General features: G+C 70.4%; 15 protein-coding genes. 10 read left to right on the forward strand and 5 right to left on the reverse strand.

The window, feature by feature from the left end:
* The first annotated feature begins 52 nt into the window (after positions 1-52).
* The 4 genes from B7K23_RS07415 (at position 53) to B7K23_RS07430 (ending at position 4,130) form a co-directional block, all read left to right on the forward strand.
* Positions 53-1,762 carry an FAD-dependent oxidoreductase gene (locus B7K23_RS07415; protein ID WP_200809780.1) on the forward strand — a complete coding sequence of 570 codons (1,710 nt, stop codon included), beginning with the start codon at positions 53-55 and terminating at the stop codon, positions 1,760-1,762.
* Between the two features lie 129 nt (positions 1,763-1,891).
* Positions 1,892-2,467 (forward strand): dihydrofolate reductase family protein, encoded by a 576-nt coding sequence (locus B7K23_RS07420; RefSeq protein ID WP_084125705.1) that lies wholly within the window; start codon positions 1,892-1,894, stop codon positions 2,465-2,467.
* 87 nt (positions 2,468-2,554) lie between these two features.
* Positions 2,555-3,697, forward strand: coding sequence for a VanZ family protein (locus B7K23_RS07425; RefSeq protein WP_159451352.1), 1,143 nt, complete (start codon positions 2,555-2,557; stop codon positions 3,695-3,697).
* 10 nt (positions 3,698-3,707) lie between these two features.
* Positions 3,708-4,130, forward strand: a complete 423-nt coding sequence (locus B7K23_RS07430; RefSeq protein WP_084125707.1) for a VOC family protein — start codon at positions 3,708-3,710, stop codon at positions 4,128-4,130.
* On the opposite strand, the gene B7K23_RS07435 is transcribed toward B7K23_RS07430, so the two are convergent.
* Positions 4,127-4,798, reverse strand: a complete 672-nt coding sequence (locus B7K23_RS07435; protein WP_084125708.1) for a DNA alkylation repair protein — start codon at positions 4,796-4,798, stop codon at positions 4,127-4,129. The two genes, B7K23_RS07430 and B7K23_RS07435, sit on opposite strands and share 4 nt — an antisense overlap.
* Positions 4,799-4,929: 131 nt before the next feature.
* Here B7K23_RS07435 and B7K23_RS07440 point away from each other — a divergent pair, with 131 nt between their 5' ends.
* Positions 4,930-5,436, forward strand: coding sequence for an HXXEE domain-containing protein (locus tag B7K23_RS07440; RefSeq protein WP_084125709.1), 507 nt, complete (start codon positions 4,930-4,932; stop codon positions 5,434-5,436).
* Here the strand turns inward: B7K23_RS07440 and B7K23_RS16070 are convergent.
* Complete coding sequence (locus B7K23_RS16070) at positions 5,412-6,542, reverse strand: methyl-accepting chemotaxis protein (protein ID WP_304441561.1); 1,131 nt, start codon at positions 6,540-6,542, stop codon at positions 5,412-5,414. The two genes, B7K23_RS07440 and B7K23_RS16070, sit on opposite strands and share 25 nt — an antisense overlap.
* Before the next feature lie 84 nt (positions 6,543-6,626).
* Complete coding sequence (locus B7K23_RS07450) at positions 6,627-7,163, reverse strand: ABATE domain-containing protein (RefSeq protein ID WP_084125711.1); 537 nt, start codon at positions 7,161-7,163, stop codon at positions 6,627-6,629.
* 38 nt (positions 7,164-7,201) lie between these two features.
* Here B7K23_RS07450 and B7K23_RS07455 point away from each other — a divergent pair, with 38 nt between their 5' ends.
* The gene (locus B7K23_RS07455) at positions 7,202-8,221 is read left to right on the forward strand and encodes a DMT family transporter (protein ID WP_084125712.1); all 1,020 of its coding nucleotides are present in this window, start codon (positions 7,202-7,204) and stop codon (positions 8,219-8,221) included.
* Positions 8,222-8,251: 30 nt separating this feature from the next.
* Here B7K23_RS07455 and B7K23_RS07460 read toward each other — a convergent pair whose 3' ends face one another.
* Both B7K23_RS07460 and B7K23_RS07465 read right to left on the reverse strand, forming a co-directional pair.
* On the reverse strand, positions 8,252-8,590 hold the full coding sequence (locus B7K23_RS07460; RefSeq protein ID WP_084125713.1) for a DUF952 domain-containing protein: 339 nt from the start codon (positions 8,588-8,590) through the stop codon (positions 8,252-8,254).
* A gap of 24 nt (positions 8,591-8,614) precedes the next feature.
* Positions 8,615-9,709, reverse strand: coding sequence for a methyl-accepting chemotaxis protein (locus B7K23_RS07465; RefSeq protein WP_143338144.1), 1,095 nt, complete (start codon positions 9,707-9,709; stop codon positions 8,615-8,617).
* A 247-nt stretch (positions 9,710-9,956) separates the two neighbouring features.
* Between B7K23_RS07465 and B7K23_RS07470 the strand changes: the two genes are divergently transcribed.
* The 4 genes from B7K23_RS07470 to B7K23_RS16075 all read left to right on the forward strand — a co-directional run bounded on the left by B7K23_RS07470 (position 9,957) and on the right by B7K23_RS16075 (position 16,999).
* A complete protein-coding gene (locus B7K23_RS07470; RefSeq protein ID WP_084125714.1) occupies positions 9,957-11,477 on the forward strand; it encodes an LPXTG cell wall anchor domain-containing protein in 1,521 nt (506 codons plus the stop codon).
* A gap of 136 nt (positions 11,478-11,613) precedes the next feature.
* A complete protein-coding gene (gene typA / locus B7K23_RS07475; protein WP_084125715.1) occupies positions 11,614-13,515 on the forward strand; it encodes a translational GTPase TypA in 1,902 nt (633 codons plus the stop codon).
* Positions 13,516-13,797: 282 nt separating this feature from the next.
* On the forward strand, positions 13,798-14,151 hold the full coding sequence (locus B7K23_RS07480; RefSeq protein ID WP_143338145.1) for a hypothetical protein: 354 nt from the start codon (positions 13,798-13,800) through the stop codon (positions 14,149-14,151).
* Complete coding sequence (locus tag B7K23_RS16075; RefSeq protein ID WP_159451353.1) at positions 14,141-16,999, forward strand: VanW family protein; 2,859 nt, start codon at positions 14,141-14,143, stop codon at positions 16,997-16,999. Before B7K23_RS07480 ends, B7K23_RS16075 begins: the two co-directional genes overlap by 11 nt.
* Positions 17,000-17,022 lie beyond the last annotated feature (23 nt).

Consider the following 17,022-nt stretch of genomic DNA (forward strand, 5'->3'; position numbering starts at 1 on the left):
GAGGCATTATGCTCTCGCGAGGAATCAGGACGTCGACGCAGGGAGTCTCATCGTGAGCGAGCAGGGCAAGAGGATCGTCATCATCGGATCGGTCGCGGCGGGCACCTCCGTTGCCGCGAAGGCGAGGCGCAATGACGAGACCGCGAGCATCGTCGTCTACGAGAAGGACCGTTTCATCTCCTACTCGTCGTGCGGCCTGCCGTACTACGTGGGCGGCGAGGTCGAGGAGCTCGGCGCGCTGACGCCGCGCAGCCCCGAGTGGTTCGCCGGCCGCTACCAGGTCGACATGCGCACGGGCCACGAGGTCGAGGCGGTCGACGCCGAGGCCCGCACCCTGACCGTGCGCAACCTCGACACCGACGAGGTCTTCACCGACACCTACGACGAGCTGGTCCTCGCGACCGGCGCGGCGCCCGTGGTCCCGGCGTGGCCCGGCGTCGACCTGCCGGGTGTGTTCCCGGTGCGCAACCCTGCCCACGTCGACCGGATCCGCCAGTGGATCGTCACTCACGACGCGAAGAAGGCGGTCGTGGTCGGCGCGGGCTACATCGGCCTCGAGATGGCCGAGCAGCTGGTCCAGGCGGGCCTCGAGGTGACCATCGTCGAGGCGCTCGACCACGCGATGGCGCGGATGGACGCGGACGTGTCGTGCCTCGTGGACGCCGAGGTGCGCAAGCACGCGGATCTCCGCCTCGCCACGCGCGTGCAGTCGCTTCACGGTGTTGAATCGCGCGGTGTCGAATCGGACGGGGACGATGCGGTCGCCGGGGTCTCCGTCACGACGCCGGACGGCCCGGAGGAGAGCATCGAGGCTGACGTCGTGATCGTCGCGATCGGCGTGAGGCCGGTGACGGCGCTCGCGCAGCAGGCGGGCGCCGAGCTCGGCGCGTCGGGAGCGATCGTCGTCGACGCGCAGATGCGCACGTCCGTCCCGCACGTGTGGGCGGTGGGCGACGCCGCCGAGTCCTTCAACCTCATCACGGGTGAGCCCACGTGGGTGCCGCTCGGTTCGACCGCCAACAAGATGGGGCGCATCGCGGGCGACGCGATCACCGGAGGCGCCCTGGAGCACCGGGGGATCCTTGCCACCGGCATCGTCCGCGTCTTCGACCTGCCTGTCGCCACGACGGGTCTCACCGAGGACGCCGCTCGCGCCGCGGGCTACGACGTCGAGGTGATCCACAACATCAAGCCCGACCACTCGGAGTACCTGGGCGGCGGCAAGCTCCTCATCAAGGGCGTCGCCGACCGCGCGACCGGGCGTCTGCTCGGCGCTCAGGCGGTCGGCCCGGGCGCGGACAAGCGCACGGACGTGTTCGCCACCGCGATCACCTATGGAGCCGAGGCCGCGGACCTGTTCCACCTGGACCTCGCGTACGCGCCGCCGTTCGCGACCACCAAGGACCCCGTGCACTACACGGGCATGGCGCTCGCGAACGCGATCAGCGGCGTCGCGCCGCTGATCACCCCAGGCGAGCTGCGTCGCCGCCGCGAGGCGGGCGAGGCGATCCAGGTGGTCGACGTGCGCTCGCCCAAGGACCACGCGCGCGGCGCCGTCACGGGCGCGGTCAGCATCCCGCTCAAGGAGCTGCGCGAGCGGCTCACCGAACTTGACCCGAGCCTGCCCACGGTCACGTACTGCAACAAGGGCGTCACCGGCAACGCGGGCCAGAACGTGCTGCTGCGTTCGGGCTTCGCCGATGTCGCGAACCTCTCGGGCGGCTACACGACCTGGAAGACATTCACCGACGCAGGGCTGTGATCGCCCGCGGGCGGGGACAGTTGTGCTCCTGATCGAGCGCGCCCACGCCCACGGGTTCTCGGGATCGCCCGCGCGCCCGCAGACGTGACGCTCTAGCCTGGAGCTGCCCGCTGACGGAGGGACGAGCCCATGGGGACGCTGTGCTTCACCGCGACCGTCTCGCTCGACGGCTACGCCGCGGACGCGAGTGGTGGCTTCCAGTGGTCCGCGCCAGGCGAGGAGGTCTTCGACTTCCACGTGGAGCGGATGGCGGCCGTGTCGGCCGAGGTGCTCGGCCGCCGCGCTCATGAGCTCATGACCTATTGGCTCGAGGACGATCCGACCTGGGGCGACGCCGAGCGCGAGTTCGCCGTGCGGTGGCGCGATCTCGACCGCGTCGTCGCGTCCACCACGCTCACGGCCGAGGCGGTCGCCCCGACGGGTGCCCGCCTGGTGTCGGACCTCGACCTCGATGCGCTGGCGCGGATCGTGGCAGACGCGGACGGGGAGGTCGAGATCTTCGGTCCGACCACCGCCGCGCCCGCGATCAGCGCCGGGATGGTCGAGCACTTCCGTCTGTTCGTCGTGCCGCGGATCGTCGGGGGAGGTCTGCGCGCGCTGCCCGACGGCGCCTCCGCGGCCCTCGAGCTCGTCGAGCAGCGGGTGTTCGAGGGCGGAACGACCCTGCTCCACTACAGGTCGGTCGCGAGCGGCGCCCCGCGCTGAGCGGCGAGCACCCAGATCTCGCACACGCCGCCCACAGTTCCCTCAGAACCGTTCCGAGCGGCGGTCGCGTCCGGTTGAATGGCACCTGTGTTCGAGACCTGGGCATCGCCGGCCATCGCCGCGGTCATCACCGGCGGAGCGCTGTGGGGCGTCATCCTCGCGCCGCTCCTGCTGTATCAGGTGCGCGCCTACGGAGGCCTGAGCCTCATCCGCGCGGGCGGCGCTGCGGCGGTCTCGATCTACGGGGTCGCGCTCGTCGCCTACACGCTGCTGCCGACGCCGGGCACGGAATCGTGGTGCGAGTCGGACCGCGGAGGCACCTTCGAGCTCGACGCGTTCCACTCGATCGACGACATCCGTTGGGCCGTGTCGTACTACGGGATGCCCGACGCCCTGCTGTCGTTCACCGTGCTGCAGGTCGCGATGAACGCCGTGCTGTTCATCCCGTGGGGCATCCTCGCGCGGCGCTACTTCAACATGCCCTTCGTGCTCGCCGTCCTGTCAGGGGCGTTCGCGTCGTTCGTGATCGAGATGACGCAGTACTCCGGGGGCTGGTCGCTCGTGGGCTGCCAGTACCGCGTGGCCGACATCGACGACCTGCTCGCGAACACCCTGGGCGCGCTCATCGGCGCGATCCTCGCTCCGTTGCTGCTGTTCTGGATGCCGCCCGCGAAGCGCCTCTCCGAGGGGCGCCTGCGCCCCCGCCCGCTCTCGGGCCTGCGGCGCGGAGCCGCGGTGGTGCTCGACCTCGCGATCCTGTGGGTGACGGCACTTCTGACATTCCAGGTGATCGACCTCGTGTCGCCCGGAGGTGGCACGGAGGCGGACTCCGCCTCGCGCCACGGGCTCTCGTTCGTGGTCGGCGGCCTCGTCGTCCTGGTGCCGTCGCTCACGCGCGCCGGCGCCTCGTGGGGCGAGCGAATCCTCTGGCTGCGCCCCGAGCGCAAGGGCGGCGGCGACCTCGGCCGCGGCCGCATCGTCGTGCGCGCCCTGGCCGGCCTGGGGGTCTATGCCGCGCTGTGCGCGACGGGCTCGTGGCTCGAGGGCGGCTCCGACGCGAGCCCGTACCTCGTGGTCGTCGGGCATGCCTTCGCAGCCACGCTCGTGCTGTGGGCCGCGATCGATCCGCGCGGCGGGTTCCCCGATCTGGTCACCGGCACGGCGACGGTGGACGAGCGCGGCCAGGCCGAGCCGGACGGATCCGAGGACGATGTCAGTGCCGAGGCGTAGCGTCGCACGCATGGACCCGCGCCTCTCCTTCGTCACCCTCGTCGTCCGTGACCTCGCGCGCAGCCGCGCCTTCTACGTGGACGCGCTCGGCTGGACGCCCGAGCTCGACGTCCCCGGCGAGGTGCTCATGGTGCGCGTCGCCGACCGCGTCGTGCTGTCGCTGTGGCAGGAGGATTCCGCCGCGGGCGAGATCGGCCCGGTCGCCAGGGGAGGGGGCGCACCCCCGTTCACGCTCGCGCACAACGTGCGCCAGATCGAGGACGTCGACCGGGTGATCGGCGAGCTGGTCGAGGCGGGCGCGACGCTCGTGCATGAGGCGACGACGCGCGACTGGGGCGGCCGCTCCGGCTACGTGGCCGATCCCGATGGCTTCCTGTGGGAGATCGCGTACAACCCCGGGCCCATCGGGCAGTCCGTCCTGGGCGAGGCCTAAGAGCCCTCCGCGCGCCGCACCATCTCGCCGATCCACAGCGGCGCGTACGGTGACGTGCAGTTCGGGGGCGTGGGGTAGTCCTTGAGCACCTCGAGCCGCTCGCCGATCTCGAGCGCGCGGGGTCGGCGCGACGGGTCGGTGATGCCGATCTGCGCGAGCGTGCTGTTCATCTCCCACTGGAGCCGTTCGGCGGCGCCCTTCATCTCACTCTCGACCTGGTCGAGCAGCGCGTCGAGGTCCAGTCCCGCGGGGCTCTTGACGACCCGGTTCCAGGTGAGGTTCCAGCCGGCGGCGGCGATCCACGGGTCGGGATCGTCGAACCAGAGTGCGCGCAGCTCCTCGGCGTGGGGTCCCTTGCGGACGACGTAGTTGATCAGCCAGTCCTGGATCTTGGGGCGGCGGCCCTCGCGCAGCATCGTGTCCAGCTGCGCGGCGGAGAAGTCCTTCGGGCGGCAGATCAGCAGCGCGAGCAGGCGGGCCGCGGTGTCCTCGGTGGCCCACAGCGCCAGTGCGAGGTCCTGGTCCTTGCCCAGCCGCTTCGCTATCGCCCTCATCTTCGTGAGGTTCACGCCGTGGTCGTCGCCATGCCGCTCGTTGACCGCCCTCATCTTGGGGTCCTCGAGCGAGGCCAGCTCGTCGAGCAGCCCCGTCACCGTCGCATCGTCCATGGTGCCCTCCCCGGCATCAACTCACCCTCGAAGGGTAGTCCCGGGCGCGCCAGCAGGTCGCAAGTGCCGGGATCCGCCGGGCGCTTGCGCGAGGCCGGACCGGGGTGGCGTGGCACGACTACGGTGGAGGCATGGCCCTGTCAGGTCCGTCGGCGCTGTTCCTCGCGTGGTCGCTCCACGATGTCGAGGAGGCCGTCGCATTCCCCGCCTCCTCGAGGAGGCTGGCCGACGCGACGGGCATCGACGCGTTGCGGATGGACCACACCCAGGGCATCGTCGCGATCGGGCTGATGGGCGTGATCGTCGCGACGGCATGCGTGCGCGGGGCGCGATCCGAGGGGCGCTCGCGCCTGTACCGCGCGGCGGTCGCGGGGCTCGAGGCGCACGTGTGGACCCACGTGATGCAGTCGGTCGCGATGCGCGGCTACACGGCGGGCGTCGCGACCGCGGTCCCGGTGATGCTGCCAGGTGCGGTGCGCGCCCGCCGCGAGCTCGAGCTGGCCGGAAGCCCCCTCAGCCGGGCTGACCGGGCCGGGGGCGCGGCGTTCATGTGGGCGGCGGCGATGGCGTGTCAGGGTGCCGCGCGGGTGATCGTCCGATCAGTCCGCCGTCGTCACGAGCCCGACGCGACCCGCTGAAGGTTCTGCGTCTCCTCACGGACGTCGCCGACCTCCTGCGCGATCTCGGCGACGTCGTGCGTCGTCTCCTGCGCGGCCTGCGCGACGTGCCCGACGGACGCAGCGAGCTCGTTCGTCGTCGCCGACTGCTCCTCGACGGCGCTCGCGATCGATGTCTGCGCCTCGGAGATCTGGTCGATGAGTCCGGAGATCGAGCCGAGGGCGTTCGTGACCTCGGTCGTGTTGGTCTGCAGTCCGGAGATCATGTCGGTGATGCGCTTGGTCGCGTCGGCGGTCTCGCGGGCGAGCTCCTTGACCTCGGAGGCGACGACGGCGAAGCCCTTGCCTGCCTCTCCGGCGCGCGCTGCCTCGATCGTGGCGTTGAGGGCGAGCAGGTTCGTCTGGTCGGCGATCTGGGTGATGAGCTTGACGACCACGCTGATCTCCTGGCTCGACGCGTCGAGCCTCGAGACGGACTCGGACGCGGTGCTGGCCGAGGAGACGGCGTCGCGCGCGACGGTCGAGGCCTGCGCGGTCGACCCGGCGATCTCCTTGACCGCGGCGCTCATCTGCTCGACGGCGGCCGCGGCGGTCGTGGCGCCCTCGGAGGTGCGCGACGCCTGATCGGTCAGGGCGCGCGCGAGGGAGTCGAGCCTGTCGCTCTTGTCGAGGATGCGGCTGCTCGTGTCGCGGGCGACCTCGCCGACCGACTCGTCCCACGTGGCATCCGTCCACACGACGCAGTAGCCGATGACCTTGCCCGCGGCGTCCTTCACCGTGTTGATGTTCGTGTGCAGCGTGGTCTCGCCGAACGAGAACGATGCCTCGCGGGGGAAGTTGCGGCCGTCGCCCAGGAGGCGCGCGATGCGCGAGGGATCGCTGTGGAAGCGGTGGATCTGCCCGCCCACCATGTCGCCGCTGTCGACGTCGAAGTTGTCCTTGATCGAGCCGTGGATCGACTTGATCGCCTCGAGCGCCATGGGATTGGCGTAGACCATGTTGTGATCCATATCGGCGAGGAAGACGTTGGCGCGAATGCTGTCGAGGATCGCTCGCAGGCTCGCGGTGCTGGTGAGCAGAGGGTGGTCACCGCGACCGTGCGGCGAACGGGTGCTTCCGAAGTTCATGGGCTCTCTCCTGGGACGGGCGGCATCCCCTTGTGCCGCTGCCTCCCTCATCGACCGCGATCGCGGGATTGAGAGAGAACCGGTTCAGTCTTCCGCAGCCTGGCGGGCGCGGAACGCGGCCTGCGCTGCCCGGTTGGTGCACGTGACCGAGCAGTACTTGCGCGAGCGGTTGCGGGACATGTCGAACACGACGCCCTCGCAATCGTCCATCTCGCAGCGGTCGAAGCGGCTCATCTCGTCGGCGCGGATGACGTCGGTCATGCCCATCGCGGTCTCGACCATCACGCGGGTCGCGAACGGGGCGTCGTCGGCGACCGCGTGGAAGTGCCAGTCGGAGTCTCCGTGCCGCACGAGGCGCGGGATCGCGTCGGCGTCCTCGAGGATCTGGTTCACGAGAGGCACGGCGCCATCGCGTGTCGCGGTGAAGAGTCGGCGCAGCGGCGTGCGGATCTCGCGCACGGCGTCGAGGTCCGCCGCGGTCGGCTCGTTCCCGGAGTAGCCGTAGCTGCGGAAGAACGTGAGCAGTTCGTCGAGCGTGGTCAGCGTGTCGGGTTCGAGCTCCGTGTTGGACAGGCGCACTCCGGCGTCGAGCGCCTCGGTCGTGTCATCGGTGAAACCCATGTTGACACATTACCAGTCGAGGTCTAGCGTCAGGAGTCATGCAGACGTTGACTCATGACGCGCCCGTGGGGCGCCTCACCGCGGGACTCGGGTTCGCGCTCGTGTCCGCGGGCTCCTTCGGGCTGTCCGGCAGCCTCGCGCGCGGCCTCATGGACCTGGGCTGGAGCGCGGGCGCCGCGACGCTTGCCCGCGTGGGCATCGCCGCCATCGTGCTGCTGGTGCCGGGCCTTCTCGCCCTCAAGGGCGACTGGGCGCTGCTGCGCCGAGGCCTGGGCACGATCGTCGTCTACGGCCTCTTCGCCGTGGTCGGCGCGCAGCTGTGCTACTTCATGGCGGTCGGCACGCTCGACGTGAGCGTCGCGCTGCTGATCGAGTACCTGTCGCCGATCGCGGTGATCGCCTGGATGTGGATCCGGCACGGGCACCGCCCCGGCCGCGCGACCTACGCGGGAGCGGGCGTCGCGGCCGTGGGCCTCATGCTGCTCCTCGACGTCCTCGGCGGAGGTCCGCTGTCGACGACGGGGATCGTGTGGGCGCTCGGCGCGATGGTCGGCGCCGCCGTCTACTTCGTGGTCTCCGCGGACGACAGCTCGGGGCTGCCCCCGCTCACCCTCGCAGCGGGCGGGCTCTTCGTCGCGTTCGTCGGCCTCGTCGTCGCCGCCGCGCTTGGGGTGCTGCCGGTGTCGTTCGTGTCGGGAACCGTCGACTTCGTCCCGTTCGAGGCGCCCGTGTGGGTGGTCCTCGTGGCGCTCGGCGCGATCACGGCCGGCGTGGCCTACGTCGCGGGCATCGCCGCGACCCGCCGCCTCGGCGCGCGCCTCGCATCGTTCGTGGGCCTGCTCGAGGTCGTCGCCGCGACCCTCCTCGCCTGGTTCCTGCTCGGGCAGGCGCCCGGCCTCACCCAGGCGCTCGGCGCGGGACTCGTGCTCGTCGGCGTCGTCGTCGTGAAGCTCGGCGAGAAGGAGACGTCCCACACGGACGATGCGGCCCTTGCGGACGTCACGACGCTCGAGACCCCGCCGCCCACGGTCGAGCCGCCCGCACCCGTCGCGGCGTGAGGGGGCCCGCCCGCCCGTGCGCGAGTGCGCTCACTCGAACGTGAGCCAGCCCTTCTCGATGCTCGCGGGGCGCGGCGTGACCCATGCGGGGTCGATCGGCCCGTAGATGTGCGGGAACAGGTCGGAGTCGCCCTCGTAGCGGACCTCGGTGCCCGCGGCGCGCACGGTGTCCTCGTCCATCACGAGCGCGACGAGAGGCTCGGAGATATCGGCGTAGAAGCGCTTCGCGGTGCGCGGCAGCTGCAGCCACGTCGAGCAGTGGATGAAGCCCTCTTCCTCCAGGGTCATCCCGACCCCCGAGACGCGGTACTCGCCCGCGGCCTTGGCCGCCTCCCAGTCCGACGCACGCGCCAGGTGCACGATCTCCATGCCCTCAGCGTGCCACGCCGAGGGTCACTCGTTGGTGAGCGCCTCCAGCGCGTGCGAAGCCGCGGCGACCTCGGCGACTCCCTGGGCGATCGTCGCGACGTCCTGCGACGTGGTCTGCGCGGTGGTCGCGACGTCGGCAACCGAGCGCGAGATCTCGTTGGTGGTCGCGGACTGCTCCTCGACCGCGCCTGCGATGGCGGTCTGGGCGCCCGAGATCTGGTCGATGAGCTCGGTGATCGCGGTGAGCGAGGACGTCACGTGGCCGCTGTCGTCCTGGAGTCCGCTGATCATGTCGGTGATGCGCTTGGTGGCCTCGGCGGTCTCGCGGGCGAGCTCCTTGACCTCGCTGGCGACGACGGCGAAGCCCTTGCCTGCCTCTCCGGCGCGTGCCGCCTCGATCGTCGCGTTGAGGGCGAGCAGGTTCGTCTGGTCGGCGATCTGGGTGATGAGCTTGACGACCACGCTGATCTCCTGGCTCGAGGCGTCGAGCTTGGTGACGCGATCGGTCGCCTCGCCCGCGGCGCCGACGGCCTCGTTGGCGACCTCGACGGCCTTGGTGGCGGAGGACGCGATCTCGTGGACCGAGGCGCTCATCTGCTCGACCGCTGCCGCAGCCGTCTGGGCGCCGTCCGAGGTGGTCTGCGCCTGCTGGCTGAGCTGGTCGGTGACGACCTCGAGCTGTCCGCTGAGCGCCATGATCTGCTGCGCGGTGTCGTGCGAGGACTTGCGGATCTGCACGGACTCGGTGAGGTCGTTCCACGAGTACGTGAAGCACACCGGGTTGCCCTTGATGTCGTGCAGGAGGTTCAGCGTCGTCTCGACGAACCCGCCGTTGACGGAGAAGGAGTCCTTGGACGGGTAGTCGGATGCGCGCGTCGACAGCTTCGAGACCTTCTTGGCCTCCTCGATCTGCTGCCCGAGCAGCTGCTCGGGGGTCATGCCGCCCATCATGTTGATCGTTTCGCACGAGGCCTTGTTGATGTACTCGATGCGGCCGTCCAGGGCGACGACGAAGATCGGGATCGTCAGGCAGTCCACCATCGACTCGATCCCGACGCGCTTGAGCGCCTCGGTGCTGCCGATGCCTGCGTTGTCTCGAGCCAGCTTGGTTGCGGCCATCGTGGGTGCCCTTCTCGCTGTCGTGGCGGCGGCGTCCTTTGCCTCCGCGTGTCGGTTGCCTGGCCCATCGGCCGCCGGAGGTCTGGGGTGAGGACTCGGTCGCCTGTTCGTGAAGCGGTGGTCCGGGCCGGGGTTGGCGAGAGTGGGAAGGTGATGCTTCACATATTTGCAACACGTGAACGATAGTGTGGTGTCTGTCACACGGTGCCAATCCAAGGGGCGGCCGGTGACGCTGAGGAGAACACCCATGCACGCCACCCGCACCGCTGCGCGCCTCGGCGCCATCGCGGCCCTTTCACTCACCTCGATCGCCGTGGTCGGCACCTCTGCCGGGGCGGTCGACAGCGACCTGACCGTCGCGAAGTCCGCCGACGCCTCGACCGTCCAGGCCGGCGACACCGTGGGCTTCACGGTCGAGGTCGCCGCCACAGGGGACGCTGAGGGCGTGACTGTCGCGGACACGCTTCCCGACGGCCTCACGTATGTCGAGGGCTCGTCGCACCTCGTGTTCGAGGACCAGCGCGACACCTCGGCCGTCGAGCCGTGGGCCGCGAAGTCCTACACCGGCGGCACCGGCTGGAACGGGCCCTGGGTCGAGACCGACGACGACGGCTCGGCGTCGGGTGGGCTCCTGCAGGTCGTGCCCTTCGTCGGCGGACTGGCCGCGATCGCGTACTCCGGCACGTACGCGGGCCAGGAGCTCGAGCGCTCGCTCGACATCCCGGCAGACGCCACGTCGCTGACGGCGTCGTTCGACACGGGCTCGATGGCCGCCTCCGACGCCGGCGACCAGTGGACCATCTCGCTGCTGCTCGACGGTTCGGTCGCCGACTCGGTGGTCCTGAGCGGCGCCTCGGCCGCGGGCACCCAGACCCTCACCTCGGCCGTCTCGGGCGAGAGCGAGGCGACCCTGCTGATCCATGTCGACTCGTTCACCGGTGGCTTCAGCAACGCGCTGTGGTTCGGCGATGTGACCGTCGATGTCACGGTGCCCCCCTTCGTGACGAGCATCGACCCCGCCGGCGCGCCCTCGGATCTCACGAACGGCGCCTCCTATGACATGACCGCTGGCGACACCCTGACGATCACCTATGACGCGACGGTCGACGATGTGCTCGCCGGCGACGTCACCTTGCTCACGAACGACGTCGTCGTCGCCACCGCGACCGACGCCGCCGCGGGTCAGGACGCTGTCACGCTCACCGTGACGCGTCACCCCTCGCTCTCCGCCGCCTTCACGCTGCCGGAGAAGATCCTGGTCGGCGATGACATCCCCGTCACCATCGAGCTCAGCCACGCGTCCGACTCGGACGGCGCCGACGTGTGCGACGTGCTCACGAGCCTCGCGGGCACCGGGCTCTCTCTCGACTCGGGCGACGACGGTGACGGGTGCCTCGAGTACGGCGAGACCTGGGTCCTGACCGCCAAGCTGAGCGGCATGGCAGACAGCGTGGGCGCAGGCACCCTGGCGTTCGACGCGAGTGGCAGCGGCGTCGGGCAGTCCCTCGCCGAGCTCTCCGAGGAGGTGGCGTACACCGTCCTGTCGGCCGACGCTCCCTCGGCTGACGACTCGTCGGACGAGGACGCCTCCACGGACGACGGCGACACCTCGACCGACACGTCTTCCGACTCTGAGGCGGACGCGACCGAGCTCGCCGAGACCGGGCCCGCCGACGCCGCACTCGGCCTCGCGGCCGGCGCGGTCCTGGTCGCCGGCGGTCTGGCCCTGCTCGCAGCGCGCCGCAGGATCGCACTGCAGCGCCGCTGATCGCACTGCAGCGCCGCTGATCGCTTCCCGACGTGAGGGCCCGCGGCACGCCTCGGGCCCTCACTCGTACAACCGCTAGAATGGAGCGTCGGCCCAGGGAGGGACCGGCTCCCTCCCTTACGAAACGAGTACACGCATGCCCCTGCGCTCAGACCTGCGCAACGTCGCGATCGTCGCCCACGTCGACCACGGCAAGACCACCCTCGTGGACGCGATGCTCGTCCAGGGCGGCGCCTACGGCGACCACGCCCACGTCGAGGACCGCGCGATGGACTCGGGCGACCTCGAGCGCGAGAAGGGCATCACGATCCTCGCGAAGAACACCGCGATCCGCTACACCGGCGAGGCGGCTCCCGAGGGCGGCGCGACGATCAACGTCATCGACACCCCCGGCCACGCCGACTTCGGTGGCGAGGTCGAGCGCGGCCTGTCGATGGTCGACGGCGTCGTCCTCCTCGTCGACGCGTCCGAGGGCCCCCTCCCGCAGACCCGCTTCGTGCTGCGCAAGGCGCTCGCAGCGAAGCTGCCGGTCATCATCGTCGTCAACAAGGTCGACCGCCCCGACTCCCGCATCGACGAGGTCGTCGAGGAGACCCACGACCTGCTGCTCGGCCTGGCCTCCGACCTCGAGGACGAGGTCCCGGACCTCGACGTCGACGCGCTGCTCGAGGTCCCCGTCGTCTTCGCCTCCGCGAAGAACGGCATCGCCTCGCTCACCCAGCCTGCCGACGGCGCGCTTCCCGAGGGCGACACCGTCGAGCCGCTGTTCAAGGTCATCATGGAGCGCATCCCCGCCCCGTCGTACGAGGAGGACGCCCCGCTCCAGGCGCATGTCACCAACCTCGACGCCTCGCCGTTCCTCGGCCGTCTCGCGCTGCTGCGCGTGTTCAACGGCGAGATCCGCAAGGGCCAGCAGGTCGCGTGGGCCCGCCAGGACGGCACGCTCAAGTCCGTGAAGATCACCGAGCTGCTCGAGACCAAGGGCCTCGAGCGCGTGCCGGCGGAGAAGGCGTTCGCGGGCGACATCGTCGCGATCGCGGGCATCGAGGACATCACGATCGGTGAGACGATCACCGACCTCGAGGACCCGCGCCCGCTCCCGCTCATCCAGGTCGACGATCCCGCGATCTCGATGACGATCGGTATCAACACCTCGCCGCTGGCCGGCCGCGTCAAGGGCGCGAAGGTCACCGCGCGTCAGGTGAAGGACCGCCTCGACAAGGAGATCATCGGTAACGTCTCGATCCGCGTGCTGCCCACGGAGCGCCCGGACGCGTGGGAGGTCCAGGGCCGCGGCGAGCTCGCGCTCGCGATCCTCGTCGAGCAGATGCGACGCGAGGGCTTCGAGCTCACGGTCGGCAAGCCGCAGGTCGTGACCAAGGAGATCGACGGCAAGCTCCACGAGCCCATGGAGCACATGACCATCGACGTCCCCGAGGAGCACCTCGGCGCCGTCACGCAGCTTCTCGCGTCCCGCAAGGGCCGCATGGAGTCGATGTCGAACCACGGCACCGGCTGGGTGCGCATGGAGTTCATCGTCCCGGCGCGCGGCCTCATCGGCTTCCGCTCCACGTTCCTCACGGACACCCGCGGCACCGGCATCGCGTCGTCCATCGGCGCGGGCTACGAGCCCTGGGCCGGCCTCATCGAGTACCGCAGCAACGGCTCGCTCGTCGCGGACCGCGCGGGCGCCGTCACGTCCAACGCGCTCATGGCGCTGCAGGAGCGCGGCACGTTCTTCGTCGGCCCGACCGAGGACACCTACGAGGGCATGGTCGTCGGCGAGAACTCGCGCAACGAGGACATGGACGTCAACATCACCAAGGAGAAGAAGCTCAACAACATCCGCTCGTCCACGGCGGAGGAGCTCGAGCGCCTCGCGCCGCCTCGCCGCCTGACCCTTGAGGAGTGCCTCGAGTTCGCGGGTGAGGACGAGTGCGTCGAGGTCACCCCCGAGAACGTGCGTATCCGCAAGGTGATCCTGGACCAGACCGAGCGCGGCCGCGCCGCGTCGCGCGCCAAGCGTCAGAACGCGTAGGTCCCAGACCCGCTTCGACTCAGGCCCGGCTCCCGTTCGCGGGGGCCGGGCCTGAGTCGTCTGCGGGCCTCGCCTGAGTCGTCTGCGGGCCTCGCCTGAGTCGTCTGCGGGCCTCGCCTGAGCGGTCTCACGCGGCCGCAGTTCGACTGGGTGCCTCGGACGCCCAGGCGGTTGCCCGGGTGCGGCGGACGCATCGTCCCGTCGCGGCACGTGCCAGGGGCGTCCCCGGACGCGCCCACAGCGTGACAAAAGCCCCGCGCGGCCGGAAGTAGAGTAGGCGCCATGATGCGGCGTGCTCTTGGACTCGGAGGGCTGCTCGTGATGGGAGCCGCGATCGCGGCCATCGGGACGCTCTCGCATCGGACCTACCCCTTCTACGGCGTGATCGCCGTGGTGGTGATGACCTTCACCGGGGCGCTGTTCGCGCGCGCCTGGCACGACTGGGCGGGGCTCGCGCTCTACTCGGGCGCCTGGGCGATCGTCGTGTTCCTGCTGGCGCAGGCGGGCCCGGGGGGATCCGTGCTGATCGTGGAGGACGCGCTCGGGTACACCTATCTGCTCGGATCGGCGGCGGCCATCGTGCTCGTGTCCTTCACGCCGAGCTTCTTGATCAAGGGACGTGAGCATGTCGCGTAGGCGTCGACTGGACAACGCGCAGCAGAAGGGCGCAGGGCAGCCGCGGCGCAGGGCGGTGGCCGGCAGCAAGCGCCGAGCCAGCGCGGCGAGCGCGGCCGAGACCGCTTCCGCCGCGGAGGTCGAGGAGACCCCGCAGACGGACGATGCGTCGGCTGAGTCGTCCGAGGAGGTCGCGCAGGAGGACGATGCGGCGGCCGAGTCCTTCGAGGAGACGCAGCCGGACGACGCTCAGGTGGAGGCCGGCGAGGGCGCCGCGGTGGAGTCCGAGGAGGCCGAATCCATCGACGAGGAGGCCTCTCCCGCCGTGCCCGCGGACGAGCCGGAGCCGGTCGTGGACCGCGCCGTGCCCGTGAGCCCGTACCTCGCGAGCTTCACCGCGCCGTCCGCCCAGGACGTCTCGCCGCAGGAGTCCTCGCCGACCGAGCCTGAGGTCGCCGCGGACCGGGCGGATGCGTTCGACGACGAAGTGGCGCCGGTCGAGGAGTCCTCGCCCGAGGACGAGGCGGGCGTGGTCGTGCCCGCGCTCGCGCCCGAGGACGACGGTGCTGAGCCCAGTGCGACCGACGAGGGTGCCGCCGAGGACAGCGCCAGCGACGAGAGCGACGCCGCGGATGCCTCGGACGATGCTGCGACGGAGCCGGATGCAGCGGCTGACCTCCAGCCCGAGCCGGAGCCCGACGAGGACTCGGCGACGGAGTTCCAGCCTGAACCGGAGACGGAGCCGGAGCAGGACTCGGCGACGGAGTTCCAGCCCGAGCCGGAGCCCGAGCCGGTGCCCATGGTCGAACGTCAGAGCCTGCTCCGCCAGGAGCTTGCCGAGGAAGCCGACGACGCGGACGATGACTCAGCGGCACCCGCCGCTGGCGCTGCCGCGGGCGCCGCAGCGCTCGGTGTGGCGGCAGGCGCATCGGATCAGACCGACTTCCTGCCGGACGTCGAGCCCGACGTGGGCGAGGAAGCGGTGACCGAGACCGCTCCTGCGACGGCGCCCGAGCTCGACTATCCCACCGAGGTGCTTCCGGCCCAGGTGGACGAGCCCGAGGAGGAGGGTGAGCCCGCGCAGGTGGACGAGCCCGCCGCGGAGACCACGCTCGCGACGCAGTCGAACTATGTGGGCCTCACGGATCCCGACCAGGAACCGCTGCCGGAGTTCCTCACGCGCGAGCCCGAGCCCGAGCATCGTCGCCGTTGGCCTCGCGTCGTGGCGATCGTGATCCTCGTCCTCGGCCTGCTGTATGTCATCGCGGAGGCGGCGATCGCGGATCGCGTGCCGAACGGCACCTCGGTGCTGGGCGTCGAGATCGGTGGCATGACGTCGGAGGACGCCGCCGCCGCGCTCGCTCCGGCCGTGGAGGAGATCGATGCGACGGCGGTGTCCTTCACCGTCGGCACGGCGTCGTACCTGACCTTCCCCGAGAAGCTGGGCCTGTCGATCGATGTCGAGCAGACCGTCGCGGACCACACCGGCTTCAGCCTCGACCCGAAGCGCTTGTGGGACTACGTCGCCGGCGTCGGCGAGGTCGATCCCGTGATCACGACCGATGACGATGCCTTCAAGCAGGAGACGGCGACCGTGGCGTCGGTCCTGGACCGCGATGCGCTCGACGCGCGCGTGACCATCGTCGACGGCGTGGCCGAGACGGTCGGCGGCGCGGACCAGATCGCGGTGACGACCGAGGACGTGCGCGACACCGTCAGCGAGGAGTGGCCGGCGACCCGCATCGAGGTGCCGGCAACGCTCACCGAGCCCGACCTGTCCCTCGCGGATGCCGAGGCCTACGCCGAGTCGCTCAACTCGGGTCCGCTGTCGACCGATGCGACCCTCACGTGGGACGGCGACGACATCGTCGTGCCCGCCGAGGAGATCGCCGCGGAGGCGTCCGTCGAGATCGTCGACGGCGAGTACGCGCTCGAGGTCGATGGCGAGACGATCGCCGTGGCCCTGCTCGAGGACCACCCCGAGCTCGTGACCGAACCGGTCGACGCGAGCGTGACCTTCAACGCCAACCACAAGATCGTCATCGACGAGGGCGCGCCGGGGCTCACCGTCGACAGCGAGGCGCTCGGTGCCTCGCTCGTCGAGGCCGTGACTGCGGCCGGCGGAACCGCCGAGCTGCCGATGAGGGCGACCGAGGCGGAGTACACGACCGAGACGCTCGGCTCGGACGACTTCAAGAAGATCGTGTCCTCGTTCGAGACCCCGCTCACCAATGAGTACATCCGCACGCAGAACCTGATCACCGCGGCCGCCGACGTCGAGGGGACGATCATCCTCCCCGGCGAGCAGTTCGACCTGCACGAGATCCTCTCCCCGATCACCGAGGAGGAGGGCTACGGCTACGCCCACGTGATCGTGAACGGGGTCCTCACCGACGGCATCGGCGGTGGCCTGTCGCAGATGGCGACCACGACGTACAACGCCGCCTATTTCGCGGGCTACGACATCGATCGGTTCCGGCCGCACACGGTGTGGTTCCAGCGCTATCCCGCGGGCCGTGAGTCGACGATCTACGGCACGCAGATCAACGTCGAGTTCACCAACGACACCCCGTACGCAGCGGTCTTCAACAGCTACGTCGAGGACGGCTACGTGCACGTCGACGTCTGGTCCACGCCGTACTACACGGTCGAGACCCAGGCCTCGGACAAGACCAACATCGTCCAGCCCGGCGTCGACAAGATCTCGTCCGCCAACTGCGCGGCGAAGAGCGCGGGCCAGCCCGGGTTCACCATCACCAACTACCGCCAGGTGTTCCTGGACGGTGAGCAGGTCAAGGACGAGAGCTTCACCTGGACCTACAACCCGGACGATGCGGTCAAGTGCGTGTCCGCGAGCGACGACGAGTAGGTGCGATACCGGCAGGGGTACCA

Origin of the sequence: Demequina sp. NBRC 110054 (assembly GCF_002090115.1) — a bacterium.
Classification (GTDB): domain Bacteria; phylum Actinomycetota; class Actinomycetes; order Actinomycetales; family Demequinaceae; genus Demequina.

Excerpts from the sequence above, each read along its gene's own strand:
- B7K23_RS07420 (WP_084125705.1), top strand. The coding sequence starts at position 1,892 with ATGGGGACGCTGTGCTTCACCGCGACCGTCTCGCTCGACGGCTACGCC.
- B7K23_RS07430 (WP_084125707.1), top strand. The coding sequence starts at position 3,708 with ATGGACCCGCGCCTCTCCTTCGTCACCCTCGTCGTCCGTGACCTCGCG.
- B7K23_RS07435 (WP_084125708.1), bottom strand. The coding sequence starts at position 4,798 with ATGGACGATGCGACGGTGACGGGGCTGCTCGACGAGCTGGCCTCGCTC.
- B7K23_RS07440 (WP_084125709.1), top strand. The coding sequence starts at position 4,930 with ATGGCCCTGTCAGGTCCGTCGGCGCTGTTCCTCGCGTGGTCGCTCCAC.
- B7K23_RS16070 (WP_304441561.1), bottom strand. The coding sequence starts at position 6,542 with ATGAACTTCGGAAGCACCCGTTCGCCGCACGGTCGCGGTGACCACCCT.
- B7K23_RS07450 (WP_084125711.1), bottom strand. The coding sequence starts at position 7,163 with ATGGGTTTCACCGATGACACGACCGAGGCGCTCGACGCCGGAGTGCGC.
- B7K23_RS07455 (WP_084125712.1), top strand. The coding sequence starts at position 7,202 with ATGCAGACGTTGACTCATGACGCGCCCGTGGGGCGCCTCACCGCGGGA.
- B7K23_RS07460 (WP_084125713.1), bottom strand. The coding sequence starts at position 8,590 with ATGGAGATCGTGCACCTGGCGCGTGCGTCGGACTGGGAGGCGGCCAAG.
- B7K23_RS07465 (WP_143338144.1), bottom strand. The coding sequence starts at position 9,709 with ATGGCCGCAACCAAGCTGGCTCGAGACAACGCAGGCATCGGCAGCACC.
- B7K23_RS07470 (WP_084125714.1), top strand. The coding sequence starts at position 9,957 with ATGCACGCCACCCGCACCGCTGCGCGCCTCGGCGCCATCGCGGCCCTT.
- typA (WP_084125715.1), top strand. The coding sequence starts at position 11,614 with ATGCCCCTGCGCTCAGACCTGCGCAACGTCGCGATCGTCGCCCACGTC.
- B7K23_RS07480 (WP_143338145.1), top strand. The coding sequence starts at position 13,798 with ATGATGCGGCGTGCTCTTGGACTCGGAGGGCTGCTCGTGATGGGAGCC.
- B7K23_RS16075 (WP_159451353.1), top strand. The coding sequence starts at position 14,141 with ATGTCGCGTAGGCGTCGACTGGACAACGCGCAGCAGAAGGGCGCAGGG.